Annotated in this window: 22 protein-coding genes and 1 riboswitch; of the genes, 10 read left to right on the plus strand and 12 right to left on the minus strand. The window is 64.6% G+C overall.

Annotated features, from left to right (window positions below; genetic code table 11):
• Positions 1–10: 10 nt before the first annotated feature.
• Positions 11–227, minus strand: a riboswitch (cobalamin riboswitch).
• Between the two features lie 54 nt (positions 228–281).
• The 4 genes from dxs to D7325_RS16715 form a co-directional block, all read right to left on the minus strand.
• Entirely contained in the window at positions 282–2,177 is a 1,896-nt protein-coding gene (gene dxs / locus D7325_RS16700; RefSeq protein ID WP_120997585.1) for a 1-deoxy-D-xylulose-5-phosphate synthase, read from the minus strand.
• 179 nt (positions 2,178–2,356) lie between these two features.
• Positions 2,357–3,244, minus strand: a complete 888-nt coding sequence (gene ispA, locus D7325_RS16705) for a (2E,6E)-farnesyl diphosphate synthase (RefSeq protein WP_120997586.1) — start codon at positions 3,242–3,244, stop codon at positions 2,357–2,359.
• Positions 3,241–3,480 carry an exodeoxyribonuclease VII small subunit gene (locus tag D7325_RS16710; protein ID WP_120997587.1) on the minus strand — a complete coding sequence of 80 codons (240 nt, stop codon included), beginning with the start codon at positions 3,478–3,480 and terminating at the stop codon, positions 3,241–3,243. The genes ispA and D7325_RS16710 overlap by 4 nt, the downstream gene beginning before the upstream one ends.
• Before the next feature lie 75 nt (positions 3,481–3,555).
• Positions 3,556–4,326 (minus strand): sulfite exporter TauE/SafE family protein, encoded by a 771-nt coding sequence (locus D7325_RS16715; protein WP_120997588.1) that lies wholly within the window; start codon positions 4,324–4,326, stop codon positions 3,556–3,558.
• A gap of 158 nt (positions 4,327–4,484) precedes the next feature.
• On the opposite strand from D7325_RS16715, the gene D7325_RS16720 reads away from it, so the two are divergent.
• The gene (locus D7325_RS16720) at positions 4,485–5,096 is read left to right on the plus strand and encodes a DedA family protein (protein WP_120997589.1); all 612 of its coding nucleotides are present in this window, start codon (positions 4,485–4,487) and stop codon (positions 5,094–5,096) included.
• Between the two features lie 61 nt (positions 5,097–5,157).
• On the opposite strand, the gene D7325_RS16725 is transcribed toward D7325_RS16720, so the two are convergent.
• The 3 genes from D7325_RS16725 to D7325_RS16735 all read right to left on the minus strand — a co-directional run bounded on the left by D7325_RS16725 (position 5,158) and on the right by D7325_RS16735 (position 8,773).
• A complete protein-coding gene (locus tag D7325_RS16725; RefSeq protein ID WP_120997590.1) occupies positions 5,158–5,337 on the minus strand; it encodes a hypothetical protein in 180 nt (59 codons plus the stop codon).
• Between the two features lie 11 nt (positions 5,338–5,348).
• Entirely contained in the window at positions 5,349–6,380 is a 1,032-nt protein-coding gene (locus tag D7325_RS16730; RefSeq protein WP_120997591.1) for a glycosyltransferase family 2 protein, read from the minus strand.
• Between the two features lie 407 nt (positions 6,381–6,787).
• Positions 6,788–8,773 carry an acyltransferase family protein gene (locus D7325_RS16735; RefSeq protein ID WP_162988066.1) on the minus strand — a complete coding sequence of 662 codons (1,986 nt, stop codon included), beginning with the start codon at positions 8,771–8,773 and terminating at the stop codon, positions 6,788–6,790.
• 995 nt (positions 8,774–9,768) lie between these two features.
• Between D7325_RS16735 and D7325_RS16745 the strand changes: the two genes are divergently transcribed.
• Complete coding sequence (locus tag D7325_RS16745; RefSeq protein WP_120997594.1) at positions 9,769–11,256, plus strand: SulP family inorganic anion transporter; 1,488 nt, start codon at positions 9,769–9,771, stop codon at positions 11,254–11,256.
• An 82-nt stretch (positions 11,257–11,338) separates the two neighbouring features.
• Entirely contained in the window at positions 11,339–12,190 is an 852-nt protein-coding gene (locus D7325_RS16750) for a universal stress protein (RefSeq protein WP_120997595.1), read from the plus strand.
• A gap of 549 nt (positions 12,191–12,739) precedes the next feature.
• On the opposite strand, the gene ppa is transcribed toward D7325_RS16750, so the two are convergent.
• Together ppa and D7325_RS16760 are read right to left on the minus strand one after the other, a co-directional pair.
• Entirely contained in the window at positions 12,740–13,267 is a 528-nt protein-coding gene (gene ppa, locus D7325_RS16755; RefSeq protein ID WP_069563117.1) for an inorganic diphosphatase, read from the minus strand.
• A gap of 140 nt (positions 13,268–13,407) precedes the next feature.
• Complete coding sequence (locus D7325_RS16760; RefSeq protein WP_120997596.1) at positions 13,408–14,232, minus strand: M90 family metallopeptidase; 825 nt, start codon at positions 14,230–14,232, stop codon at positions 13,408–13,410.
• Positions 14,233–14,400: 168 nt separating this feature from the next.
• Between D7325_RS16760 and D7325_RS16765 the strand changes: the two genes are divergently transcribed.
• The gene (locus tag D7325_RS16765) at positions 14,401–15,945 is read left to right on the plus strand and encodes an alkaline phosphatase D family protein (protein ID WP_120997597.1); all 1,545 of its coding nucleotides are present in this window, start codon (positions 14,401–14,403) and stop codon (positions 15,943–15,945) included.
• A 21-nt stretch (positions 15,946–15,966) separates the two neighbouring features.
• Positions 15,967–18,306 carry an ExeM/NucH family extracellular endonuclease gene (locus D7325_RS16770; protein WP_120997598.1) on the plus strand — a complete coding sequence of 780 codons (2,340 nt, stop codon included), beginning with the start codon at positions 15,967–15,969 and terminating at the stop codon, positions 18,304–18,306.
• An 853-nt stretch (positions 18,307–19,159) separates the two neighbouring features.
• Here the strand turns inward: D7325_RS16770 and D7325_RS16775 are convergent.
• Entirely contained in the window at positions 19,160–19,657 is a 498-nt protein-coding gene (locus D7325_RS16775; protein ID WP_120997599.1) for a pilin, read from the minus strand.
• 223 nt (positions 19,658–19,880) lie between these two features.
• On the opposite strand from D7325_RS16775, the gene pilB reads away from it, so the two are divergent.
• The 5 genes from pilB to yacG all read left to right on the plus strand — a co-directional run bounded on the left by pilB (position 19,881) and on the right by yacG (position 24,544).
• The gene (pilB, locus tag D7325_RS16780; RefSeq protein ID WP_120997600.1) at positions 19,881–21,584 is read left to right on the plus strand and encodes a type IV-A pilus assembly ATPase PilB; all 1,704 of its coding nucleotides are present in this window, start codon (positions 19,881–19,883) and stop codon (positions 21,582–21,584) included.
• A 2-nt stretch (positions 21,585–21,586) separates the two neighbouring features.
• On the plus strand, positions 21,587–22,804 hold the full coding sequence (locus tag D7325_RS16785; protein WP_120997601.1) for a type II secretion system F family protein: 1,218 nt from the start codon (positions 21,587–21,589) through the stop codon (positions 22,802–22,804).
• A gap of 2 nt (positions 22,805–22,806) precedes the next feature.
• Positions 22,807–23,679: a prepilin peptidase gene (locus D7325_RS16790; protein ID WP_120997602.1), complete on the plus strand. Its 873-nt coding sequence runs from the start codon at positions 22,807–22,809 to the stop codon at positions 23,677–23,679.
• 62 nt (positions 23,680–23,741) lie between these two features.
• Positions 23,742–24,350, plus strand: a complete 609-nt coding sequence (gene coaE / locus D7325_RS16795; RefSeq protein ID WP_120997603.1) for a dephospho-CoA kinase — start codon at positions 23,742–23,744, stop codon at positions 24,348–24,350.
• Positions 24,350–24,544, plus strand: a complete 195-nt coding sequence (gene yacG / locus D7325_RS16800; RefSeq protein ID WP_120997604.1) for a DNA gyrase inhibitor YacG — start codon at positions 24,350–24,352, stop codon at positions 24,542–24,544. The genes coaE and yacG overlap by 1 nt, the downstream gene beginning before the upstream one ends.
• An 11-nt stretch (positions 24,545–24,555) precedes the next feature.
• Here the strand turns inward: yacG and D7325_RS16805 are convergent, their stop codons facing one another.
• Complete coding sequence (locus D7325_RS16805) at positions 24,556–25,230, minus strand: energy-coupling factor ABC transporter permease (RefSeq protein WP_120997605.1); 675 nt, start codon at positions 25,228–25,230, stop codon at positions 24,556–24,558.
• Between the two features lie 59 nt (positions 25,231–25,289).
• Complete coding sequence (locus D7325_RS16810) at positions 25,290–26,327, minus strand: NADP(H)-dependent aldo-keto reductase (protein WP_120997606.1); 1,038 nt, start codon at positions 26,325–26,327, stop codon at positions 25,290–25,292.
• Between the last annotated feature and the right edge of the window lie 152 nt (positions 26,328–26,479).

Here is a 26,479-nt window from a genome sequence, read left to right on the forward strand (position 1 = left end):
CGCAACACCAGTCGCACTACGCACCGAGGCCGGTCTCCGGGCTCGCGACAGGCGCCGTCTCACCTTCCCATGCCGAGGCACAGTGGTTGTCGAGGGGCGTGCGATCGATGATCGCGGTCGCTTACCGTTGCGGGGGCAGCGCAGGCATTCGAGCGGGGCTCGGCACCTGACTTCCCGTTTAATCCGCGGCGACGAGGCCTGCGGAACCTTCGGTGCTGTTCAAAGCGGGTCGCACCCTAAAGCGGGGGCGATCGCCGGTCAAGCCGCGTGCAGCGGCGGGTTCATTCGGGCGAGCGTGCGAGTCGCGCACGGATGGCGGCCTCGATGCCGGCGGCGTCCAGTCCGCATTCGGCAAGCATTTCGCTGGGCTTGGCGTGCTCGACGTAGCGATCCGGCAAACCGAGCTGCAAAAGCGGAACCTGCAGGTTCTCGGCGGCCAGGAATTCACCGACCGCACTGCCGGCGCCGCCCATGATGCTGTTCTCCTCGAGGGTGACGAGCAGGCGGTGGCGCTGCGCCATCTCCCGCACCAGCGCCTCGTCGAGCGGCTTCACGAAGCGCATGTCGACCACCGTCGCATCGAGCGTTTCGGCGACTTGCAGCGCCTCCGGCACCTGGACGCCGAACACCAGCAACGCCACGTCCCGGCCGTCGCGGCGGACCAGGCCCTTGCCGATTTCCAGCGGCTCGAGGCCGGGCTCAAGCGGCGCATTCGGACCGCTGCCGCGCGGATAGCGCACCGCCGCCGGGCCGGGGTAGTGAAAGCCGGTGGTCAGCATGCGGCGCAGCTCGTTCTCGTCGCTGGGCGTCATCACCACGACGCCCGGGATGCAGCGCAGGTACGACAGATCGAAGCTGCCGGCATGCGTCGGGCCGTCTTCGCCGACCAGGCCGGCGCGATCGATGGCGAACAGTACGTCGAGGTTCTGCACCGCCACGTCGTGAATGAGCTGGTCGTAGGCCCGTTGCAGGAAGGTCGAGTAGATGGCCACCACCGGCTTGGCGCCTTCGCAGGCCATGCCGGCGGCGAGGGTGACGGCGTGCTGCTCGGCGATCGCGACATCGAAATAGCGCTGCGGGAAGCGCTCGCTGAAGGCCACCAGGTCCGAGCCTTCCTTCATGGCGGGCGTGATGCCCATCAGGCGGGGGTCAGCCTCGGCCATGTCGCACAGCCACTGGCCGAACACGTTGGAGTACTTCGGCCCGGCCGGCTTCTTGGGCGCCGGCTTGGCGTCCAGCGGCTCGAGCTTGCTGATCGCGTGCCAGGTGATCGGGTCGACCTCGGCGGGCGCGAAGCCCTTGCCCTTCTTCGTCACCACATGGAGGAACTGCGGGCCCTCCAGGTCGCGCATGTTGCGCAGCGTGTGGATCAGCGTGGGCAGGTCGTGGCCGTCGATCGGGCCGATGTAGTTCCAGCCCAGCTCCTCGAACAGGGTGCCCGGCACCAGCATGCCCTTGGCGTATTCCTCGGTGCGACGGGCGATCTCCCAGGCGCCGGGCAACCGCGAGAGCACCTTCTTGCTGCCTTCGCGGACGCTCGAATAGGTGCGGCTGGACAGCAGCTTGGCAAGGTAATTGGACAGGCCGCCGACATTGCGCGAGATCGACATGTCGTTGTCATTCAGAACGACGAGCATGTTGGCACCGACATCGGAGGCATGATTAAGCGCCTCGAAGGCCATGCCCGCGGTCAGCGCGCCGTCGCCGATCACCGCGACCGTCTTGCGATCGATGCCTTGCATGCGCGCGGCGATCGCCATGCCCAGCGCGGCGCTGATGCTGGTGCTGGAATGGCCGACGCCAAAGGTGTCGTACTCGCTTTCCGCGCGGCGCGGAAAGGCGGCGAGGCCGTCTTTCTGGCGCAGGCTGGGCATGCGTGTGCGGCGGCCGGTGAGCATCTTGTGCGGATAGGCCTGATGGCCGACGTCCCACACCAGGCGGTCGGCGGGCGTGTCGAACACGTAATGCAGCGCGATGGTCAGCTCGATCACGCCGAGGCCGGCGCCGAAGTGGCCGCCCGTCAGCCCGACGTTGTAGAGCAGGTCCTGGCGCAGCTCGTCGGCCAGCGCTTCGAGTTCCGACTCACCGAGCCGGCGCAGCTGCTCCGGGTCGGCCGCACGGTCTAGAACGGGCGTCGCTGGGCGCGTCCGAGGAATCTCATGGAACGTCTTCGGCATCAGGCGATTATCTGTCGGGGAAAAGTGCGGCAGTTTAACTGCAAAGGCGCACTGGATACAGGTTGCGCGGCGGCTGCGGACGCTGGCCGCAGGATGCTGGCGGGCCGTTGTCGATGCTGGGGAGGGCGCGTCTCGCCATTAACGACCGGCCGGGCGAAGGGCGCCCGGTGGCGTTCGGTTCAGTGGCGCCGTTCGACGATGAAGCGCGCCAGCGCACGCAGCGGCTCGGCCGTCGGGCCGAAGTCGCGCAGCGCCTGGAGGGCGAGATCGCGCAGCTCCAGCGCGTAGGCCTTGGCCTCGTCCAGGCCGAGCAGGGCGGGGTAAGTGGGCTTGTCGCGAGCGATGTCGGCGCCTTGCGTCTTGCCGAGCGTGGCGGTGTCGCTTTCCACGTCGAGGATGTCGTCCTGCACCTGGAACGCCAGGCCGATGGCGGCGGCGTACTGCTGCAAGGAGGCCAGCGCCTGGCGATCGGCCTGGCCGCTGGCCAGCGCACCGAGCTGCACGCTGGCCTCGATCAGCGCGCCGGTCTTGTGCCGGTGCATGCGCTCGAGGGCCTGCTGATCGAGCTTGTGGCCGACCGAGCCGAGGTCGATCGCCTGGCCGCCGACCATGCCGACCGGCCCCGCCGCCCGCGCGAGCGTGGCGACCATGCGCAGGCACACGGCCGGGTCGGCGGGATTGCGCCCGGCGTGCGTCAGCGCCTCGAAGGCGAGCGCCTGCAGCCCATCGCCGGCGAGGATGGCGCAGGCTTCGTCGAAGGCCTTGTGCGTGGTCGGCTGCCCGCGGCGCAGGTCGTCGTCGTCCATTGCCGGCAGATCGTCGTGCACCAGCGAGTAGGCATGGATCAGCTCCACGGCGCAGGCGGCGCCGTCGGCCTGGTCCCGCTCGCCGGCCAGGGCCTCGCAGGCAGCGTAGACCAACAGGGGGCGCACCCGCTTGCCGCCGTTCATCACGCTGTAGCGCATCGCCTCCACCAGCCGCGCGAGCGCCGGCTCCGCGGTCTGCAGCAGCGCGGACAGATGCTGGTCGACGCGTTGCTGGCAGGCTCGCTGGTACGCGTCGATCATGCGTCGGTATCCGTCTGGAAGGGGGCGGCTTCGAGTTCACCGTTGCGCTCGAGCAGAATCTGCACCTTTTGCTCGGCCTGCGACAGCGCGGCCTGGCATTCACGGGTGAGGCGGATGCCCTGCTCGAAGCAGGCCAGCGAATCTTCCAGCGACAGCTCGCCGCTTTCCAGGCGCTCGACCAGCTGCTGCAGGTCGGCGAGGGATTGTTCGAAATCGACGGCTTTCTTGCGGGCCATGAAGGGACCTGTCTGGCGGGTTCTGGAACGGGGGCGACATTAGCAAAGTGCGGTTGCCCCAGCCAGCGCGGAGGCTTACCAGGCGCCGTAGGTGTCGCCGAAGTAGTAGACCGTCATGGCCGTCCCGACCAGGATGACGAAGGCCCGCAGCCAGGCGGCCGGCAGTTTCTGGCTCAGCGCGCCACCCACGTAGCCGCCGACTGTCGCGCCGACCAGCAGGATCGCCAGCTCGACCAGGCTGACCCGGCCGGCGAACAGGAAGGTCACCGTGGCGATGCTGTAGATGACGGCGGAGATCAGATTCTTCAGCGCGTTGGCGCGGGCATAGGCGTGCCCTTCGATGGAAAACGCCGCCAGTTGCAGGATGCCCATGCCCGCGCCGAAATACCCGCCATAGATCGAAACCAGCCCGTGGGCGACCAGTGACAGCGGCGAGTGCGGCGGGACCAGCGCCTCCTGGCGCCGCGCCGCGAGCCACCGGCTCAGCCACGGGCTGGCGGCGAACAGCGCGGTGGCCAGCAGCAGCAGCCAGGGAATCAGCAGGCTGAACACGTCGTCACCGCCGGCGAGCAGCAGCAGGCCGCCGAGCAGTCCGCCGGCCAGCCCGGCCAGCAACAGCGGAATCAGGTAGCGGCCGAGTGGACGCAGCGTCGAGCGCGCGGCCCAGGCACCGGCCAGGCTCGCCGGCCACAGTGCAACGGCGTTGGTCGCGTTGGCGGTCACGGGCGGCAGGCCGGTCGCCAGCAGGGCGGGAAAGGAGAAAAAGGTGCCACCGCCGGCCAGGGCATTCATGCCGCCAGCGGCAAAGCCGGCGGCAACCAGCAGAAGCATATCGGTGAGGGGCATACCCGGCGCTCGCACAAAAAGAGGGCACTGTATAGCCGGCCGTCGGGCGGGCCAAGCCTGCGCGCGCTGCGAGGCAGATCACCAGCGGCGAGAACTCCCGCACAATGGCGCGGCCTATAGCAAGCCGGCGATGGCGCCGGGACCATCAAGGAGTGTGCATGTTTGATTCGATAGTCGGGATGATCGAGCAGAGCGGATACCTCGGCATCCTGTTCCTCATGCTGCTGGAAAACATTTTTCCGCCGATTCCGTCCGAGGTGATCATGCCGCTGGCGGGCTTCACCGCCGCGCGTGGCGACCTGAACATTTACCTGGTGGTTGTCAGCGGCACCCTGGGCTCGGTGCTGGGCGCGCTGCCCTGGTACTACGCGGGCGCCAAGCTCGGTGAGGCGCGTCTGCGCAGGCTCGCCGAACGTCACGGGCGCTGGCTGACGCTGTCGTCTGACGACGTGACGGAAGCCTCGCACTGGTTCCGTTCGCACGGCGCCAAGGCGGTGTTCTTCGGACGGCTGGTGCCGGCGATCCGTACGCTGATCTCGGTGCCGGCCGGCATCGCGCGCATGCCGTTCTGGGCCTTCCTGGCCTACACGGTGGTGGGGTCGCTGATCTGGACGAGCATCCTCGCGCTGGCCGGCTACCTCCTGCACGCCGAATACAAGCGTGTGGCCGAGTACGTCGACCCCGTATCCACCGCCGTGGTGGTCGGCGTGGTGCTTATCTATCTGTACCGGCTGCTGACCTGGGATCGGCGCAAGGGCAGCGATCGCTGATACGCGACGCCTGGCGATGCCGCGCGCACAACAAGGGCGCGGCGGTCGCCAGGCGGGCGGCTTATCGGCCGCTACCTTCCTGATTCAGCGCGCCCGGCGCATCGGGCAGCACGAGACGGGCGAGCATGTCCTCGTCGCCGACCGTCTCGGTCTCGGCCAACCGTTCGCCGACATACTCGACCTCGCGGAACGAATAGCCGTCGGCCCACACACCAATCACCCGCTCTCTGATATCGCTCATGCCGCACGCTCCTAGGGAACGCCAGCCAGGTGCTGGGTCGGGGTTGGCAGCGCAATTTCGACCGGCGCCACGGGCGGCACCGTTTCGATTTGCCGCTCGCCCAATAGCCGGGCCGTGACGCCGAGGGTTTCCAGCGGCGCGTCGGCCGATTCGGGGCTGGGGGTGAAGCGAAGGCTTTCCAGCAGGCCGATCAGCACGATCTTCGCCTTGTTGAATTCGCGGTCGCGCAGCAGCCGTGTCAGCAGAATCATGCGCGAAAACATCAGACCCAGCAGGCGACGTTTCTTGTAGAAGCGCCGGAAGACGTACACCTCGTTGCGCACGAAGTGCCGGTGCAGCGGCACGCGCGCCGGGTTGGTCTCGCGCCGGATGTTGATCGTCCCGCTGATGCGGCGCAGGTGCAGCACCTTGCTCGCGGCCACCAGGTAGCCGGGTTCGCGCTCGGTGATGCGCAGCGTGAACTCGGTGTCGTCCCCCCACATGAACATCGGCGCGATCGGCAGCCCGTAGCGTTGCAGGGTGGCGCGCGGCACCAGGATGGAGACGAAGGTGGCGCGCCGGACCGGCACCAGCCCGAACTCCACCAGGCGCGGCCAGTATTCGTAGTCGATGCCGTTGGTGCGGTCGTCCACGCTGGGCACGTTCGTCAGGGTGCCGGCCTCGGTGTAGGCGTTGGAGACGAGGAACGAGCGGGGCTCGCCCAGCTCGGCCAGTTTGTCGTCGGCCTGGAGCAGCTTTTCCAGCGCATCGGGTTGAGGAATGACGTCGTCGTCCATCATCCAGACGAAGTCGGCACCGCTCTGGTACGCAATGCGGAAGCCCGCATTGAAGCCACCCGAGGCACCGGTGTTCTCGGAAAGCACATAGACCTTCAGCTTGGGCAGACCCAGTTCGAGGAGCATCTCCTCGGTGCCGTCGTTGCTGGCGTTGTCGACGACGATGACCGCGTCGCAGGGGCGTGTTTGGGCGGCAATGGCTTCAAGGCATTGCTTGAGGAGTTCCTTACGCTTGTAAGAAAGCACCACGGCAAAAATCTGGTTCATGGCGAGCACGCTCGGTAATTCAGGCGGAAAGGTGACGTTCCCTTGTCACGAACCGAACGGCTGGTCGAACCGCCCAAAAGGGCGCGTAGCTCAGTCTGGCCAACGGTCGTCACTCGCGGCGTACGACGCGGGCGATCGGGGTTGGTTCCGGGTTCCGAGAAGAATATTTCAAAAGTTTTCGCGGCCCCCGATCCGGCGCGGCTTCTAGCGGCTCGGATGCTCTGGAATGGGCGTTTCAGGCCGATACGGATTAATCCTTCAAACAGCGTGAAGGCGACGATCGGTTCGCCCGGTTCTTTCAGGAAGCGAAGGTGCAGTCACAGGCGGCGGGCCGGGCGAAGCGACTGATGGCTACGCTTGCGCCCGGTGTAACAGTGACCTGCTGGAGGGCATCGTCCGGTGCGGTTTCAGCCCTCGCTCGGTCGGGCGACCGAGCGATCGCCTTCCTCGAGGGCGACAGCGCGCGGCTGCCTGGACAGGTCCGTGATCCTGTCTTGGAAGCGTCGATACGCCCTTGAGGCGAAGAAGGCTTCGGCTGCCATCTTCGAGCCGTAGATGCTCAGGTGCCCGGAGGTGTCCAGGCCGAAGGGAATGTTCTCTTCGGTCACGTCCGAGGGGGTGCCATTGATGTGGAACAGCGCGCCGCGGTCGAGGAAGGTCACGTTGTCCCAGGCGCTGGCGAATGTTTTGAGCTTCTCGTTGGCCTCCCGGCTGGGAACATCGCGCTGCTTGCTGTAGCGGGCGATATCGAATGGCAGGTCGAAGCGAAGGCTGCGTGCGTAATGGTCGCCGACATTCACGTCGAAGTTGGTCGGTGTCGGCATGATCACCAGCAGCGGCGTGGCCTCGGCGGTTTCTTCGATGGCGGCATAGACGCCGTCGAGCTTGTTCTGTTGATCGATCACGCCCCAGGAGCCGGCGAAGATGACCAGGTCATAGCTGCCCACATGCTTCTCCAGGTAGTCCCGGTTGACCATGCACTGGCGAAACCCGCGGCTGGTGGTCGGGCCGGTGTAATCGTCGTCGGCGGACGGAAAGCACCAGTTGGTGGAGATGGTGTGGATCTGCATGGCGTGGCGCTTGCCGACCGCATCCCAGAAGGGCCCGTAGTGGCCGGCGAACGAGTCGCCGATCAACAGGGCGTCGAGCGTCCCGTTCCGATCGCCGACCTGGCAGGTATGGCCGCGCGAGCCGATGGGTAGCGTCTCGATGCTCTCCACGCTGTAGAAGCACCAGCCGTTGGTCACGATCGGCAGGGCGATCTCCGCGATGGCGGCGCGGTAATCCCGAGGCAGGCGTTCCGGTAGGCCCTCGGTCACCACGGCCACCATGCCAACGCCGGCAATGCCGAACACGGCGCTGTATTTCGTCAAGGGGCTGCTGCGATGGATCCGTCCCTCCCGGCGAGAGGCCGACAGCTCGACGAAGCGGTAAGACAGGTGCCCCACCAGGATCGACGCGAGCATGCCGAGGCCGACCCAGAGCGGTTGCTTGTCCAGGCCGAAGTAGTACAGCCAGACGGCGAATGGCCAGTGCCACAGGTAGATCGAATACGAGGTGGTGCCGAGGTACTGAGCGACCGGATTGTTAAGCAGCCAGCACCCCTGATGCGCCGCCGCGATGATCAGCGCCGCACCGCCCACGGGTAGCAGTGCGAAGTAGCCCGGCCAGAGCATCCCGGGCGTCGCGAAGGCCGCCGACGCCGCGATCATCGCGCAACCTGTCCAGGTGGCGACCTGACGCCCCAGTGGGCTGAACCTCAGCGGGAACAGGAAGACCAGCGCGCCGGCGAGCATTTCCCATGCACGGGCGGGCAGGAGGAAGAAGGCCCCGGTCGGCCAATGCACCGAGGCGACCAGCGAGATCGCGAAAGACGCGATCGCGGCAGCGAGAAGCACCCACCGTCCGCGGCTGATGGGCATGAACCGGCACAGGGCGATGATCAGCAGCGGATAGAGCAGGTAGAACTGCCACTCGACCGATAGCGACCAGGTGTGAAGCAGCCAGAGGTCGTGCGCGCTTGGCTGGAAGTAACCGGTGTCGAGCCAGAAGAACAGGTTCGAGACGAAGGCCAGGCTGGTCATGACCTGCGTGCCAAGCGACACGTAGTCCTTGGGCAAGGTCAGGATCAGCCCGACCACCAGCAGGACGGCACACAGCACGACGAGCGCCGGGAGGATCCGGCGGCAACGGGCCTGGTAGAACTCCATCAGCCGGAAGCGCCCCTCCTGATGCCTGGACACGATGATCTGCGTCATCAGGTAGCCGGAGATCACGAAGAAGACGTCCACGCCGACGAAGCCGCCACTCACCCCAGGTATCGCGAAGTGGAACAGCACCACCAACAACACGGCGATGGCGCGCAGGCCGTTGATATCGTTCCGGAAGGTCATGGCCGGCCCTCCGTCGCCAGGCGGCATTGGCGCGTCCGCATGGCGAGACGTGCGCCAGGCGGTGGCGACAAGGGTGTGCGAGAGGGCGCGACGGGGCATCCGGTTGTGTAGAACATGGCATCCGACCTTTAAAGCGACCTTGGCCTTTCCGGCCTTGGTAAAAACGGAGCGCGCACGATGAAAGCCGCGTGGGGCCTAGGTGAAGCTATCGATGTGAAGGGTGCGCGATCGAGCGATCGCCGCGAAACGTCAGCGCGGCGACATGAAGGCAGCAAGGGGCACACGCAGGCGCGCCAGACTTGCTGGACGGGGGGAGCGGTCAACTATGGCGGAGTGACAGCCATGGGGAAGTACCTGGTCGGTTCGGAGGCGGTGCAAAAAATGCACTGCACCTACAGAGTGGACGATGGCTTGTAAGTTCCGCTCCGGGCAGTCGGCGTTCCATGCGGCCTCTCGCGAGCCGTACGGGTTGTCGGTCGGCATCGTTCGTATCGGAGCCAGCTGCATCTGGCGGTCGATGTGAGGGCGCGCTGGGTCAGTTCGTCGATGACGCCGACATCGAGCTTCACATTTACCGATGACTTTCCTAGACTCCCGGCTCCACGACGAAGCCAAGTATTCACTGCCCATGCGTGCGTTCCCTCTCTCCTCGGCTGTCACGCCGCCATAGCCCCAGGCTCACTCGACTAGCGACTCGATGTTCGAGGCCCGGCTAGTCACGCTGTCTCCGCGACAGGAGACCTTCGCTGAGTTCTCGGCTCGGCTATTTGCCGCCGCGCCTAAAACCGGAACTCGTCACCAGTCTGTTCACTTGATGCTCACGCGGGCATGGCTGACCGAGCCATGCCGTGGAATGGCTTTCTGGATCGGTGCACGCTTCGCCGCTGTCGTACTTCACGTGCCTTGGCTTGGCACGCAAGGCTCGCGGCGTCGCCTGTGGTTGATGGGCTGTTACCGCTCGCATGGGCATCGGGTCTGCTTGTTGCGGAACACCGATGTTTAAAACGATTCAGCAAAACTGGCTTTGCAACATTCGTGGCGACCTCCTGGCCGGCATCGTGGTTGCGCTCGCGTTGATACCCGAGGCCATCGCCTTCTCAATCATTGCCGGTGTGGATCCGCGTGTCGGTCTCTACGCGTCCTTCTGTATCGCGGTCGTCATCGCATTTATCGGTGGACGCCCCGGCATGATCTCTGCCGCCACGGGTGCGATGGCCTTGTTGATGGTGACGCTGGTAAAGGATCACGGTCTGCAGTACTTGCTGGCCGCGACCCTTCTGACGGGCGTTCTGCAGATCGGGGCGGGCTACCTGAAGCTCGGTTCCTTGATGCGCTTCGTATCGCGCTCGGTGGTGACGGGCTTCGTCAATGCGCTGGCGATACTGATCTTCCTGGCGCAATTGCCTGAGCTGACCGGCGTGACCTGGCAGGTCTATGCGATGACCGCTGCCGGGCTCGCCATCATCTATCTGTTCCCATACGTGCCGCTGCTGGGCAAGTCGGTGCCGTCGCCGCTGATCTGTATCGTCGTGCTGACGGGCGTTGCGATCCATTGGGGGCTGGACATCCGGACGGTCGGCGACATGGGCGAGCTGCCGGACACCCTTCCGGTGTTTCTGTGGCCGGACGTTCCGCTGACCCTCGAGACACTGCTGATCATCCTTCCGTACTCGGCTGCCCTGGCGGTGGTGGGCCTGCTGGAATCGATGATGACCGCGACCATCGTCGACGACCTGACCGACACGCCGAGCGACAAGAACCGAGAGTGCAAGGGTCAGGGCGTGGCCAACATCGCGTCGGGGTTTCTGGGTGGCATGGCCGGCTGCGCCATGATCGGGCAGTCGGTGATCAACGTGAAATCCGGTGGCCGTACGCGCCTATCGACCCTGTCGGCGGGCGTGTTCCTTCTGCTGATGGTGGTTTTCCTCGGGGAGTGGCTGTCGCAGATACCGATGGCCGCGCTGGTAGCCGTGATGATCATGGTCTCCATCGGCACCTTCAGCTGGGATTCGCTGCGCAACCTCAAGCGCCACCCGCTCTCGACCAATATCGTCATGGTGACAACCGTCATCGTCGTGGTGGCTACGCATAACCTCGCTTACGGCGTACTGGCCGGTGTTCTGCTCGCCGCGATGTTCTTCGCCAACAAGGTTGGCCATTACCTGGCGATAACGTCCGGTCTGGCCGACGACTCGGCTACGCGGCACTACCGTGTCATCGGCCAGGTGTTCTTCGCCTCTTCCGAAAAATTCTCCCGCGCCTTCGATTTTCGCGAAGCGATCGATCGTGTGGTCATCGACCTGACCCATGCGCATTTCTGGGACATCACCGCGGTCGCCGCGCTGGATCGGGCTGTCATCAGATTCCGCCGCGAAGGCACGGACGTCGAGGTCCTGGGCCTCAACGAAGCAAGCGCAACCATCGTCGATCGATTCGGCATTCACGACAAACCCGGTGCGATCGACGACCTGATGGGTCATTGAGCGATTTACGAGACCCGCGCCATCCAATTCAACAGGCGGGGCGACCTGGACGGTCGAGCCGCCGACGTACAAGGAAAATGCCATGACCACGGTTGTCGCCTGCATCGACGGCTCCATACACGCCCCCGCCGTCTGCGATTGCGCCGCTTGGGCAAGCCTGCGCATCGAGGCGCCCCTCATGCTGCTGCACGTGCTTGATCACCAGCGATATCCAGTACCTGGCGACTACTCCGGCAACATCGGCCTCGGGAGCCGTGAACACCTGCTGGAAGAACTCACGGCGCTTGACGTGCGGCGAGGCCGCCTCGCGCTCGAGCAAGGCAGGCACATGCTGCAGGCCGCCACTGCGAGAGTCGTCGCGCGGGGTCAGGAGGATGTGGAACTGAAGCAACGACATGGCGACTTGGCTCAGGCCTTGAGAGAGCTGGAGGAGCGGACTCGTCTGCTGGTGATGGGAAAGCGTGGCGAAGAACGCCACGACAGCGACCGGTCGCTGGGTCATCAGCTGGAGCGGGTGATTCGGCACATTCACCGGCCGATCCTGATCACGCCCCAGGTGTTCCTTCCGCCTCGCAGTCTGATGTTCGCCTTCGACGGGCGTCCGACGGCGAACAAGGGAATCGAGATGATCGCCAATAGCCCGCTGCTCAAGGGCATGTCGGTGCATCTGGTGATGGTCGGCGCGGAAACGGGTGCCGCCTGGGCGCACATACGGCGAGCCAGGCAGACGCTCGTGGAGGCCGGCTTCGACGTGCTGACCGCCATCTGTGAGGGCGAGGTGGAGCGCACCCTGCACAACTATCAGTGCGAGAAGCGCATCGACTTGCTGGTAATGGGCGCCTATGGGCATTCCCGACTAAGGGAGCTGCTGCTGGGGAGCACCACGAACAAGATGCTCGCGGTCACCGACACGCCGGTCCTGTTGATTCATTGAGGGATTGGAAGACGCAAGAATCCGCATATGGGCGGGCACGGCACCGTGCGTGCCGCCCGGATCGCCCGCAAGCGGGCTCCTACAGGGGGCGCTGCTGATCTGCGAACGAACGGATTTCAGCCGTAGGGCGGATTTAGGAGCGAAGCGAACAATCCGCCAGAAGGCCGCGCCTGATGCGAAACCCCGGTGCATTGCTTCGCGAATGCACCTTACGGACCGCACGCCACGATCTTCGCTCCGACCGGCATTGGCCGTGCAGTTGGCTTGCCGGCGATGCTCGCCGGATCGCCCGCAAGCGGGCTCCTACAGGGCCCTGCGAATCTCCGAACGAACGGATCTCAGCCTGTAGGGCGGATTCCGGAGCGAAGCGAACAATCCGTCAATGCCCGACTCCGTGGGTTCCCATCAAGATGCATTGCCTCGCGAATGCACCCTACGCACGACCATCCGCGCCGATCGTGGGATTCAGCCCCGGCCATGCTTTCGTAGGCCAGGGCATCGCAAACAAAAAAGCCGGCTTGTGGCCGGCTTTCAGGGGGTGGTGTCGGCTTACTTCTGGTAAGCCGCAACCGCCTTGGTGATCTCGGCGCGGGCGGCGTCGGCGTTGCCCCAGCCTTCGACCTTCACCCACTTGCCCTTTTCAAGGTCCTTGTAGTTCTCGAAGAAGTGCTTGATCTGCTCGAGCAGCAGGGCGGGCAGGTCGGTGTATTCCTTCACGTCGACGTACAGCTGGCTCAGCTTGTCATGCGGAACGGCGATGAGCTTGGCGTCGCCGCCGGCTTCGTCGGTCATGTGCAGGACGCCGACCGGGCGGGCGCGGATGACCGAGCCCGGCGCAACCGGGTAGGGGGTCACGACCAGCACGTCGAGCGGGTCGCCGTCGTCGGCCAGGGTGTTGGGGATGTAGCCGTAGTTGGCCGGGTAGAACATCGGGGTGGCCATGAAGCGGTCGACGAACAGGCAGTCGCTGTCCTTGTCGATTTCGTACTTGATCGGCGCGTGGTTGGCCGGAATCTCGATCGCGACGTAGATGTCGTTGGGCAGGTCTTTGCCAGCCGGGATCTTGCTGTAGCTCATGGTCGATGGCTCCGTTATCGGCCGATGCGCGGCCAGGGGGCGAAAAAGCGGCCGCGATTATAGGCCGAACGTGCCGACCGATACCACGCTACCGATATAGCCCATTGGTAGCGGTCGGGCCGGCATTCGACGGCGTTGGGTCAGCCCGGTTCCTTCGCGTCGCGGTATTCGGGATGGTTGGCCTGCAGATGCCGCAGCCGGGCGAACGGATCCTGGCGGTAGAACAGGCCGAGCTGCCGGTACACCGCCGGGAAGGCGTCGTGCAGCAGGTCTGGCGCGGTGAAGAAATACTCGCTGGTGACGGCGAAGAATTCGGCCGGGTCTTCGGCCGCGTAGGGGTCGATCGGCGTCTCGGCAGCGGGGTCGGCGTCCAGTTGCGCGTTGAGCGCGTCGTAGGCCGGCTGCATCGCCTCGGCCCAGTCGGCGATGCGCATGTCGCGGTGCAAGGGCGGCAGGCCATTGGCGTCGCCGTTGAGCATGTCCAGCTTGTGGGCGAGTTCGTGGATGATCAGGTTGTAGCCTTCCCAGCCGCCGCTCTGTTCGATGCCCGGACGCGCCAGGATTACCGGCCCCTGCTGCCAGGCTTCGCCGCTGTGCTCGGCGTCCCATTCGTGGACGACGCCGGAGTCGGGGTCGCGGTGCTTCTGCGGGCTGGCGAAATCATCGGGGTAGATCACCAATTCGTGAAAGCCGCCGTACCAGTCCAGGTCCGGCAGTTCCAGCAGCGGCAGTTGCGCCTGGGCGGCCAGCCGCAGGCGCGCGACGGTGTCGAGCGATACGGTCGGCAGGCAGGTGAGTCGCTTGGCGTGCAGGAACAGCACGCAACGGTCGCGCAGCCGATCGAGCGCTTCGGGCTCCAGCCCGTCGAGCAGCGGCAGGCTGTCGATCACCTGCTGCCAGAGCGCGGTGTCGATCGGGAATCGGGCAAGAAGGCGCCGGCGTCGCCAAGCGCGATACGACCACATACAGAGGCTCCAGGGGCGGGTGGCCACCATAAGCGGGACGCCCGAGACGGGCAAGCGGGTGGCTGGCGGGTGCTCGTCGGCTTTCTGTCGCAGAGTCATATTTCTGTCAATCGACTGGCGTACACCAGTGACGTTCGCGCACGACGCACCCATCACCAGGAGAGCCGCATGAGCCAGCCGGACCGCAATCGTCGTTTGTTGGTACAGGGAATTGGTGCCGGCCTCGCATTGCCGGCGCTTGGCGTAGCGCCGGCGATCATCGCCTCGCCGAACGCTCGGCCACGGGTAATGGACGGCGTGCAATCCGGCGACGTCAGCGGCAGCCGGGCGATCGTCTGGAGTCGCTGCGATCGGCCGGCCCGGCTCGTCGTCGAATGGGACACCCGCAGTAGCTTCGCCAATCCGCGACGCATCCAGTCGCCGGTGACCACCGATGCGCTGGACTTCACGGCCAAGGTCGATCTGCGCGGCCTGCCCGCCGATCAGGCCGTCTTCTACCGCGCCCGCTTCGAAGACGCCCGCGACGGCAGCCTCAGCGAGCCGTGGTTCGGCCACCTGCGCAGCGCTCCGCGTCGCGACCGCGATATCCGCTTCGTCTGGGGCGGCGACACCTGCGGCCAGGGCTACGGCATCAACCCTGACATCGGCGGCATGCGCATCTACGAAGCCATGCGGCGCCGGCAACCGGATTTCTTTTTGCACAGCGGCGACGTCATCTATGCCGACGGCCCGATCCCCGAGCAGGTGACCGCCGAGGACGGCCGCATCTGGCGCAACCTCGTCACCGAAGCCAAGAGCAAGGTGGCCGAGACACTGGACGAATACCGCGGTAACTACCGCTACAACCTGATGGACGAGAACCTGCGGCGCTTCAACGCCGAAGTCCCGCAGATCTGGCAGTGGGACGATCACGAGGTGACCAACAACTGGTCCCCTTCGAAGGTCCTCGATGACCGTTACCGGGTAAAGGACATCGACGTGCTGGTCCGCCGTGCGCGGCAGGCTTACCTCGAATACGCGCCCATGCGGCTGACGCCCCGTGACGCGCTCGGTCGCGTGTACCGCAAGATCGCCTACGGGCTGCAGCTCGACGTGTTCGTACTGGACATGCGCAGCTACCGCGGCCCGAACACCGCCAACCTTCAGGCCGAGCCAAGCGCCGAGACGGCCTTCCTGGGCCAGCAGCAGCTGGACTGGCTCAAGCGCGAACTGCGCAGCTCGCAAGCGACCTGGAAGGTGATCGCCGCCGACATGCCGATCGGCCTGCACGTGCCGGATGGCCCGCGCTGGGAGGCCATCGCCAATGGCAACGATGGCCCGGCGCTGGGCCGCGAACTGGAGATCGCCGACCTGCTGGCCTTCATCCAGCGGGCGCAGGTACGCAATACCGTCTGGCTGACGGCCGATGTTCACTACTGCGCCGCGCACCATTACCATCCCAGCCGCGCCGCCTTCCAGCGATTCGATCCGTTCTGGGAGTTCGTCGCCGGGCCGCTCAACGCCGGCAGTTTCGGGCCGAACGCGCTGGACGCGACCTTCGGTCCGGAAGTGGTTTTCCAGAAGGCACCGCTCACGCCTAATAGCTCGCCGTTCGCCGGCTTCCAGTTTTTTGGCGAGGTCGAGATCGAATCGCGCGGCGCGCTCACCGTCTCGCTGCGCGACATCGACGGCAACGCCGTCTTCACCCAGACCCTCGAACCCCAACTGGCCTGAGCCGCTGCCAAGGAGCGACACATGCGTGCGTCATCTTTTCGTCGTCACCCGCTGGGCCTGGCGCTGGCCGCAACCGTAGCCGCCAGCGCCGCGCCGCTGGCGATGGCCGACCTGCTGATCTCCGAATACGTCGAGGGCAGCGGCAACAACAAGGCGCTGGAGTTCTACAACACGGGGGACGCCCCGCTGGCGCTCGACGGGCATCAGGTCGAGTTCTACTTCAACGGCGCCCGCGAGCCGGGTCGGCGAATCGAGCTGACCGGCAGCCTGGCGGCCGGTGCGGTGCATGTGCTGGTGCATGGCGAAGCCGACCCGGCGCTGCGCGCGCTGGGTGCGCAGGTCGCCGGTGGCAGCTGGTACAACGGCGACGACGCGATCCTCCTGCGCGGGCCGGACGGGACGGTGGTCGATAGCCTCGGCCAGCTGGGCATCGATCCTGGCAGCACCTGGGGCGGCGGCAACACCCAGACGGCGGATCGCACCCTGGTGCGGCTGACAACGGTGACGCGAGGCGATCGCGAGCCGGCCGACGGCTTCGACCCGGCCGCCGAGTGGCAGGGGTTTGCGCGCGACACCTTCGCCTCGCTCGGCGGGTACGGGCCGGGCAGTGGCGAGCCCGGCGGTGGCGGCGCGGCGAGCGAGCGCAGCATCGCCGAGGTCCAGGGACGTGAGGAAACCAGCCCGCTGGCCAATCAGGTGGTGATCGTCGAAGGCATCGTGGTCGGCGACTTTCAGGGCGAAGACCAGTTGCGCGGCTTCTTCATTCAGTCTTCGGCGGGCGATGCGGACAGCGACGCCCTGACGTCCGAGGGGTTGTTCATCTACGGCGGCCAGACCGACGTGCAGGTCGGCGATCGCGTCCGCGTGCAGGGCCGGGTCGAGGAGTTCAACGGACTCACCGAACTGACCGCCCCGCAGGTCAGCGTGCTGGCGCGTGGCCAGGCGTTGCCGGCTGCCGTACCGGTTCGTCTGCCACTGGCGTCGTCCGATGCGCTGGAGCGGCTCGAAGGCATGCGCGTCGCATCGCCGACGCCGCTGATCGTGAGCGAGGGCTACAACCTCGGCCGCTACGGCGAGCTGGTGCTGACCTCCGGCGAGCGGTTGTGGATTCCGTCCCATCGTGTCGCGCCGGGGGCTGCGGCGCAGGCGCTGCAGGCGCAGAACGACCTTGATCGTCTTGTCCTCGATGACGGCCTGAGCGGGCAGAACCCCGATCCCGTGCGCTATCCGGCGCCGCAGCTCAGCGCCTACGCGACGGTGCGGGTGGGCGACCGCGTCGAGGGTGTGCAGGGTGTGCTGCATTACCTGGCCGGCAGTTACCGCATCCAGCCCACCGTGCAGCCGACCATCACCCAGGCCAACCCGCGCCCGGCTGCGCCAGAGACCATCGACGGGCGGCTGCGGGTCGCCAGTTTCAACGTGCTCAACTATTTCAATGGCGACGGGCAGGGCGGCGGCTTCCCGACTTCGCGCGGCGCCGACAGCCTCGAGGAATTCCAGCGCCAGCGCGAGAAAGTCGTCGCCGCGATCCTGGGGGCGGACGCGCACATCATCGGCCTGATGGAAATCGAGAACGATGGCTACGGCGCGGACAGCGCCATCGCCGACCTGGTCACCGCATTGAACCGCTCGGCGGTCGGCCGGCAGCGTTATGCCTATGTCGACCCGCGGCAGGATCGGCTGGGCACCGACGAGATCGCCGTCGGCCTGATCTACCGGGAAGATGTCGTCCGGCCGCACAAGGCTGCGGCCGTGCTGGACGCCTCGGTCGATCCGCGCTTCGACGACACTCGCAACCGACCGGCACTGGCGCAGACCTTCCGCGAGCGGCACAGCGGCGAGCGCCTGACCGTGGCGGTCAACCACCTCAAATCCAAGGGCTCGTCCTGCGAAGACCGGGGCGACCCGGATCGCGGAGACGGCCAAGGCAACTGCAACCTGACCCGTGCCCTTGCCGCTCAGGCGCTGGTCGACTGGCTGGCCACCGACCCCACCCGCGCGAAGGACCCGGACCGCCTGATCATCGGCGACCTCAACGCCTATGCGAAGGAAGACCCGATCACCGTCATCCGTGCGGCCGGCTATGTCGACCTGCTGGCACGCTTCGTCGGCGACTCGGCCTACTCCTACGTGTTCGAGGGGCAGTCCGGTTACCTCGACCACGCGCTGGCCAGCCCGACCCTCGCCGGGCAGATACGCGGCGCCACCGAGTGGCACATCAACGCCGACGAGCCCCGCGCGCTGGACTATAACCTCGAGTTCAAGACGCCAAGACAGCAGAGCGGCTTCTACAGCCAGCAGCCGTACCGGGCCTCGGATCACGATCCATTGGTGATTGGCATCGACCTGAACCGTCGCTGAAACTCGTTCGGCGGACGGCTGCACATCCCTGTAGGAGCCCGCTTGCGGGCGATCCGGCAAGCATCGCCGGCAGGCTTGCAGCATGTAGGGTGAGCTTCAGCCCACCAGCCCATCCATGTTTCCGATGGGCTGAAGCCCACCCTACAACGCTGAAGCCCACAACAACGCGAGGCCTGAGCTGAATCCGCCCAATCGGCGCGGGCGGTGCCTTGGCGTAGGGCGCATTCGCGAAGCCATGCACCTTGGGACGCACGCAGCCGAGTATTGGCGGATTGTTCGCTTCGCTCCTGAATCCGCCCTACGGCCTGACCGGCCATCAAGAACCCGTTCGGCGATTGGTCGCGCACCCCTGTCGGAGCCCGCTTGCGCGCGATCCGTGAGCATCACCGGCAAGCTTGCAGCGTGTAGGTGGGCTTCAGCCCACCAGCCCATTCATGTTTCCGGTGGGCTGAAGCCCACCCTACAACGCGAGGCCGGAGTTGAATCCGCCCAATCAGCGTGGGCGGTGCCTTGGCGTAGGGCGCATCACGAAGCCATGCACCTTGGGACGCACGCAGTCGGGTACTGACGGATTGTTCGCTTCGCTCCTGAATCCGCCCTACGGCCTGGCCCACCATCAAAAACCCGCTCGGCGATTGGCGCGCACCCCTGTAGGAGCCCGCTTGCGGGCGATCCGGCGAGCATCGCCGGCAAGCGGCACCGGCCAGCGCAACCCGCCGAAAGCGGGGCGGCGCCAGGCCAAGCGATGAGTGCCTAAAACAAAAACCCCGCCGATTAGGGCGGGGTTTGTTTGCGCCAATTAGGCGATATGGAATCGCGTGGATTCATCGTCTATAAGGCGTCGAAACAGTCATTAACGGCAGCTGGCCGGAAGATACTTGGCTTCAATACCGCCCGTGGCTGCAGCTTTACATTTCCAACCACGGATAGGTTTGATGGTTGCGCTAGCAAAGTCATTAGCAGCCGAAGCGGTTGTCAATCCTGCGTCGCTGTAGGGAATAAAATCGACCTTCGTATTAGTGCTGCCGAGTTGAGAAATATTTCGTGCCTCAACGGTGATTACACCCTCTTTGCTAGTGGTGATCTTATTAACGTACTGCGAGACTGGACCGGTAGCGTCTTCACCACATCCAAAGCTATTTGCAGCTGTGGGAGCGGCAGCAAACCCGGTCTGCGATGCCTCCGAAATTGCGGTGCGGCAAGCCGAGGCTGCAAGTACGACTTCCGATACTTTCGCCCGAGCGGTGTAATCCTGATAAGCCGGCAGCGCCACAGCAGCCAAAATACCGATAATCGCCACAACGATCATCAATTCAATCAGGGTAAAACCTTTTTGCATCTGAGCTTTCATGTGTTTCTCCTTGAAAGTGTTCAGGCGTTGAGCCTGCTCTCCCTGTAGCACCCAGCGTGCCAACTTCGCAGAGCCCGCGAAATCGCTCGTCTGGCGTCTTTTCGCAAACCGGCCAGCGGCACTCTTCAGCACCTTGTGACAATTCCCGTCACCTGCGAAAGCCGCGTTTGGCACGCCTTGTCAACTGCGCTATAAGGCGGGCACTTCTTCGGGCGAGGTGAACATGACGGACGCTATTCCGCTCTCCGGCTTGGCACGGCAGATGGTGCTTGCAGGGCTGCTGGACGACAAGACGGCCCAGCAGGCTCAACAACAGGCGACGCGCAACAAGCTGTCGCTGGTGACCTATGTCGTGCAGAACAAGCTGGCGCAGGGCCGGGCGGTCGCGGAGCTGGCGGCTGAGCAGTTCGGCATCGCCTTCATGGACCTCTCCGTGCTGGATAAGGATAACCAGCCGAAGGACGCGGTCAGCGAAAAGCTTGTCCGCCAGCACCGCGTCGTGCCGCTGTGGAAGCGTGGCAACAAGCTCTATATAGGCGTCTCCGATCCGGCCAATCATCAGGCGGTGACGGACATCCAGTTCAGCACGGGTCTCACGACCGAAGCGATCCTCGTCGAGGATGACAAGCTCGGCGAGGCGATCGACAAGCTCTATGACAACGGCGCGACAGGCCTCGAAGACCTGGGTGACGTCGATCTTGATGGGCTCGAAGTCAGCGCCGCCAACGATAACGACAAGGAGGAGCAGGCTGGTGGCGATGCCGACGATGCGCCTGTGGTCCGCTTCGTGAACAAGATGCTGCTCGATGCCATTCGCGGCGGCTCGTCGGACTTGCACTTCGAACCCTATGAGCGGGCCTACCGGGTGCGGTTGCGTACCGACGGCATCCTGCATGAGGTCGCGCGTCCGCCGATCCAGCTGGCGCCGCGTATTTCCGCGCGTCTCAAGGTGATGGCGGGGTTGGATATTTCCGAGCGCCGCAAGCCGCAGGACGGCCGCATCAAGATGAAGGTCTCCAAGACCAAGGCCATCGATTTCCGGGTCAACACGCTGCCCACTCTGTGGGGCGAGAAGATCGTGATGCGGATCCTCGACCCGACGAGTGCGCAGATGGGCATCGATGCGCTGGGGTATGAGGAGAATCAGAAAGAGCTGTACATGAATGCGCTGCGCCAGCCGCAGGGCATGATCCTCGTGACGGGCCCGACCGGCTCGGGCAAGACGGTCTCGCTGTATACCGGCTTGAACATCCTCAATACCGTCGATGTGAACATCTCGACGGCCGAGGACCCGGTGGAAATCAACCTCGAGGGCATCAACCAGGTCAACGTCAACCCACGGCAGGGCATGGACTTCGCCCAGGCGCTCCGCGCGTTTCTGCGGCAGGACCCGGACATCATCATGGTGGGGGAGATCCGTGACCTGGAGACGGCCGAGATCGCCATCAAAGCCGCGCAGACCGGCCACATGGTGATGTCGACGCTGCACACCAACAGCGCCGCGGAGACGCTGACCCGTTTGCGCAACATGGGTGTGCCGGCCTTCAACATCGCCACGTCCGTCAACCTGATCATTGCCCAGCGCCTGGCGCGCAAACTCTGCGGTACTTGCAAGAAGGAGCTTGATGTGCCGCGCGAAGCGCTGCTGCGCGAGGGCTTCCCGGAGTCGGCGATCGGTACCTTCAAGATCTACGGGCCGGTGGGGTGCGACAACTGCAAGGGTGGCTATCGCGGCCGTGTCGGTATTTATGAAGTGGTTAAAATCACGCCAGCTTTGCAGCGCATTATCATGGAGGACGGCAATTCGATAGACATTGCCAGCCAGATGCGTAAAGACGGCTTCAACGACCTGCGCACTTCAGCCTTGCTGAAGGCGATGCAAGGCGTCACGAGCCTTGAAGAAGTCAATCGGGTCACCAAGGATTAAGCATGGCGCAGAAAGCGATCAAAACCAGCCTCTTTACCTGGGAAGGCACCGATCGTCGGGGCTCGAAGGTCAAGGGCGAGCTCAGCGGTGTAAGCCCGGCGCTGGTCAAGGCGCAGCTGCGCAAGCAGGGCATCAACCCGCAAAAGGTTCGCAAGAAAGGCGTCTCGCTGTTCGGCGCCGGCAAGAAGATCAAGCCGATGGACATCGCCCTGTTCACGCGTCAGATGGCGACCATGATGAAGGCGGGCGTGCCGCTGTTGCAGTCCTTCGACATCATCGGCGAAGGCTTCGACAACCCGAACATGCGCAAGCTGGTCGACGACCTGAAGCAGGAGGTGGCCGCCGGTAACAGCTTTGCTTCGTCGCTGCGCAAGAAGCCCCAGTATTTCGACGACCTTTACTGCAACCTGGTCGATTCCGGCGAGCAGTCCGGTGCGCTGGAGACGCTGCTCGATCGCGTCGCGACCTACAAGGAAAAGACCGAAGCGCTCAAGGCCAAGATCAAGAAGGCGATGAACTACCCGATCGCGGTGGTCGTGGTGGCGGTCATCGTGTCGGCGATCCTGCTGATCAAGGTGGTGCCGCAGTTCCAGTCGGTGTTCGCCAACTTCGGTGCCGAGCTGCCGGCCTTTACGCTGATGGTTATCCATCTGTCCGAGCTGCTTCAGGAATGGTGGCTGATGGTGCTCGTGGGGCTTATCGGCGCGGGCTTCGCGTTCAGGCAGCTCCACCAGCGATCCGAGAAGTTTCGCAATTCGTTCGACCGTACGCTCCTGAAGCTGCCGATCGTGGGCGACATTCTCTACAAGTCCGCGGTCGCCCGTTTCGCGCGGACCTTGTCGACCACCTTTGCCGCGGGCGTCCCGCTGGTCGATGCGCTCGATTCGGTCGCCGGCGCCACCGGCAACGTGGTCTTCCGCACGGCGACCAACAAGATCAAGGGCGATGTCTCGAGTGGCATGCAGCTCAATTTCTCGATGCGCACGACCAACACCTTCCCGACGATGGCCGTGCAGATGACGGCCATTGGCGAGGAATCCGGCTCGCTGGACGAAATGTTGGCGAAGGTGGCGACCTTCTATGAGGACGAAGTGGACAACATGGTCGACGGCCTGACCGCTCTGATGGAGCCCATGATCATGGCGGTGCTGGGTGTGCTGGTTGGTGGCCTGATCATCGCGATGTACCTGCCGATCTTCCAGTTGGGGTCCGTGGTCTGACGATGTCGATTCCTCATTACCTGGCCAGCGCACCGCTGGCCTTTGTTTTATGTGTGGCCCTGCTTGGGTTGCTGGTCGGCAGCTTTCTCAATGTGGTGGTGTATCGCCTGCCGATCATGATGAAGCGTGACTGGCGCAAGCAGGCGCGCGAATACCTCGAGTTGCCTGCCGAGCCGGATGAGGCGGTGTTCAACCTGGTCCTGCCCAATTCGCGTTGCCCGTCCTGCGGTCATGCCATTCGGGCGTGGGAGAACATTCCGCTCGTGAGCTGGCTGATGCTTCGCGGGCGCTGTTCTTCCTGCAAGGCGCCCATCAGCACGCGTTACCCCATCGTCGAGCTGGTATGTGCGGTGCTGTCGGGGTATGTCGCTTGGCACTTCGGCATGGGTTGGCCGACGGCAGCGGTATTGCTGCTGACCTGGGGCTTGCTCGCCATGAGCCTCATCGATGCGGATCATCAGCTGCTGCCCGACGTGTTGGTGTTGCCGCTCTTGTGGCTGGGGTTGATCGTCAACGCCTTCGGCTTTTTCGCCTCGCTCGAAAACGCGCTCTGGGGCGCTGTAGCCGGCTATCTGAGTCTGTGGTCCGTCTATTGGCTGTTCCGGATGGTCACGGGCAAGGAGGGCATGGGGTACGGGGATTTCAAGCTGCTGGCGATGCTCGGCGCGTGGGGCGGCTGGCAGGTTTTGCCGCTGACGATCCTGCTGTCATCGCTCGTTGGTGCCATTCTGGGCACGATCATGCTGCGGCTGAGAAACGCCGACGGTGGAACGCCGATTCCTTTCGGTCCCTACCTGGCGATCGCCGGCTGGATCGCACTTCTCTGGGGCGATCAGATCACGGCGTCCTACCTGCAGTTTGCCGGGTTTCGCTAGCTGGGTTGCAATGGGGCGCCTGGGCGCGTTAGATGGCGCCTTTTAGGCTGGCTGCATTGCATATGAAACCTTGGGTTCTGGGGCTGACCGGCGGGATCGGCAGTGGCAAAAGCGCGGTTGCCACATGCTTTGCCGAGCTTGGCGTGCTTGCCGTCGATGCCGACCAGGTCGCCCGATTCGTGGTGGAGCCCGGCCAGCCGGCGCTGGCCGAGATCGCCGGTCGGTATGGTCCGGACATCCTGCTGGCCGATGGTCGTCTCGATCGTGCGGCGCTTCGGCAGCGCATTTTCCAATCGGCCGAAGAACGCAAGTGGCTCGAGCAGCTACTGCATCCTCTGATAGGTGCCGAAGTTTCGGCGCGACTTGCCCGGGCAGTTTCGCCCTACGCCATTCTCGAATCGCCATTGTTGATCGAATCGGGTCAGTTTCGAACGGTCGATCGCGTGCTGGTGGTCGATGCGCCGGAGGCTCTGCAACTGGCTCGTGCCATGTCGCGGGACGAGGCAGGGGAGGCGCAGATCGCCGCCATCATGCGGACCCAGGCCAGTCGGGACGAGCGGTTGAGACATGCCGACGACGTCCTGGTCAATGACGGTGACCTTGGCTCGCTGCGCGCGAAGGTCGAGCGCTTACATCGATTTTATTTGTCGCTGAAAGGAGAGGCTCGCTAATGCCGTTGCACGTTGAATGCCCTACTTGCGGCGCTCCGGTCGTCTGGGAAGCGCAAAGCAAGTTTCGACCCTTCTGCTCCCATCGGTGTCGCTTGATCGACCTGGGGGCCTGGGCGGCCGAAGAGCATCGGATCCCGGTCGAGGATGCGGTGCCCGATTGGGCGGACGACGAGTCCGGCCCGCAGAGCCACTGACCTACAACGACTCAGTCTTTCCAGGGTGCTTGCAGGTACCGGGTGCGATTGAAGGTTTCCAGCCACTCGGGCCTGAATACCACCAGCGCGGTGACGGCGGTGCCGTTGATGAAGGCCTCGGGGAACATGACGAGCCAGAGATAGCCCCAGAATTGCGACAGCCACGGGGGCATCGGGTAACGGTCATCAAGCAGCAACAGGCCGAGCGAGGCCAGCACGCAACCGAGCGCCGCCAATGCGGCCGGGAAGAATCCGGAGCAGAAGATATAGACGAACAGGTTTCGCGGCTGGGCGCGTTCGACGGCCAGGGCGCAGCATTCCGTCACGATGACCGGAATGAGCACCAGGACCAGGCCGTTGACGCCAATCGCCCAGAGGTCCTGATGACCCGTCGCGAAGAGACCCAATTGGGCAATGAAGGCCGCCAGGATCGCGAGCGGCCAGTCCAGCAGCAACGTGACGGCCGTCAAACCGATGAAGTGGAACGACAGCCCGGAGTCGAAATCGCGGCGGATCAGCCACAGCAGAAATATCGCCAGGGTCGCGCCGAATAGCAGGTGCTGGCGCCGCGTATCGCTGAAGAGTTCAAGCCAGGGCGTGCGCGAGGCCGCCCACGCCAGGGCGAGGGCATAGCAGATCCAGCCTGTCACGAGGCTGAGCGGTGAAAGCAGATGGTCGGCGATCACGGTAATCCCCAGGTGTCTCGGTTGAGACGTCTGTCAAAGCGGCAGGTTCGCCGCGTGCGTCAGGGAGCGGGATTAGGTTGGTCGGTGTGGATGGCTTCGATGGCTGCCAGCAGCGTTTCGGAGAGCTCCACATCAATGCTGGCCAGGTTCTCGTCGAGCTGTTCCAGCGAGGTGGCGCCGATGATGTTGCTGGTGACGAAGGGTTGGCGTGTTACGAAGGCCAAGGCCATCTGCGCCGGGCTTAGCCCATGCTCATGAGCGAGTGCTACGTAGCGCGCGCATGCGGCTTCCGCCTGCGGTTGGCTGTATCGCTTGAAGCGGCTGAACAGGCTGAGGCGAGCCCCTTCGGGGCGTGCGCCCTTGTCGTATTTGCCCGTCAGCATGCCGAATGCAAGCGGTGAGTAGGCCAGCAGACCGCATTGCTCACGGATGGCCATTTCCGCCAGTCCGATTTCGAAGGTGCGGTTGAGCAGGTTGTAGGGATTCTGAATGCTGGCGACGCGTGGCCAGCCACGCGTCTCGGCAAGTCGAAGGTAGGTCGCCAGGCCCCAGGGTGTTTCGTTCGATAGACCGATATGCCGAATCTTGCCGACCCGCACGAGGCCATCGAGCGCCTCGAGGGTGTCTTCAAGTGGCGTGAAGGACTCTTCGTTGTGCTGGTAGCCCAGTCGTCCGAAAAAGTTGGTGCTGCGTTCGGGCCAATGAAGCTGATAGAGATCGATATAGTCAGTGCCGAGGCGGCGCAGGCTGCCCTCGACGGCCTCCTGTAGTTGCCTGCGGTCAAACTTGGGATGGCCGTTGCGGATGTAGTCGATGCCGTTGCCTGGTCCGGCCGCCTTGGTGGCGAGGACCCACTCGTTGCGTGTGCCGCGATTGCGGAAATAGGCGCCGATGATGCGTTCGGTTGCCGTGTAGGTTTCCTGTCGCGGCGGAACGGGATACATCTCGGCGGTATCGACGAAGTTGATGCCGGCCGCCCTGGCGCGATCCATCTGGGCGAATGCCTCCGCCTCGTCGTTCTGCTCGCCCCACGTCATGGTGCCGAGGCAGAGCGCACTGACGGCAAGATCGGTTTGGCCAAGACGGCGCTTTTGCATAGGAACCTCCACGAACGATCGATGGCTAACGATAGCCGGCTAATGGATTTGGCGAAACCCTGGTGATGTCGGCCCGTCGCGCTGTTCAAAGCCATTGATTTGCAGGGATCGGTTGATTTTCTGGGGGAACAGGGCATAATCCCGCGGCTTCG

Origin of the sequence: Stutzerimonas urumqiensis, assembly GCF_003640395.1 — a bacterium.
In the GTDB taxonomy this organism is placed as follows: Bacteria; Pseudomonadota; Gammaproteobacteria; order Pseudomonadales; family Pseudomonadaceae; genus Stutzerimonas; species Stutzerimonas urumqiensis.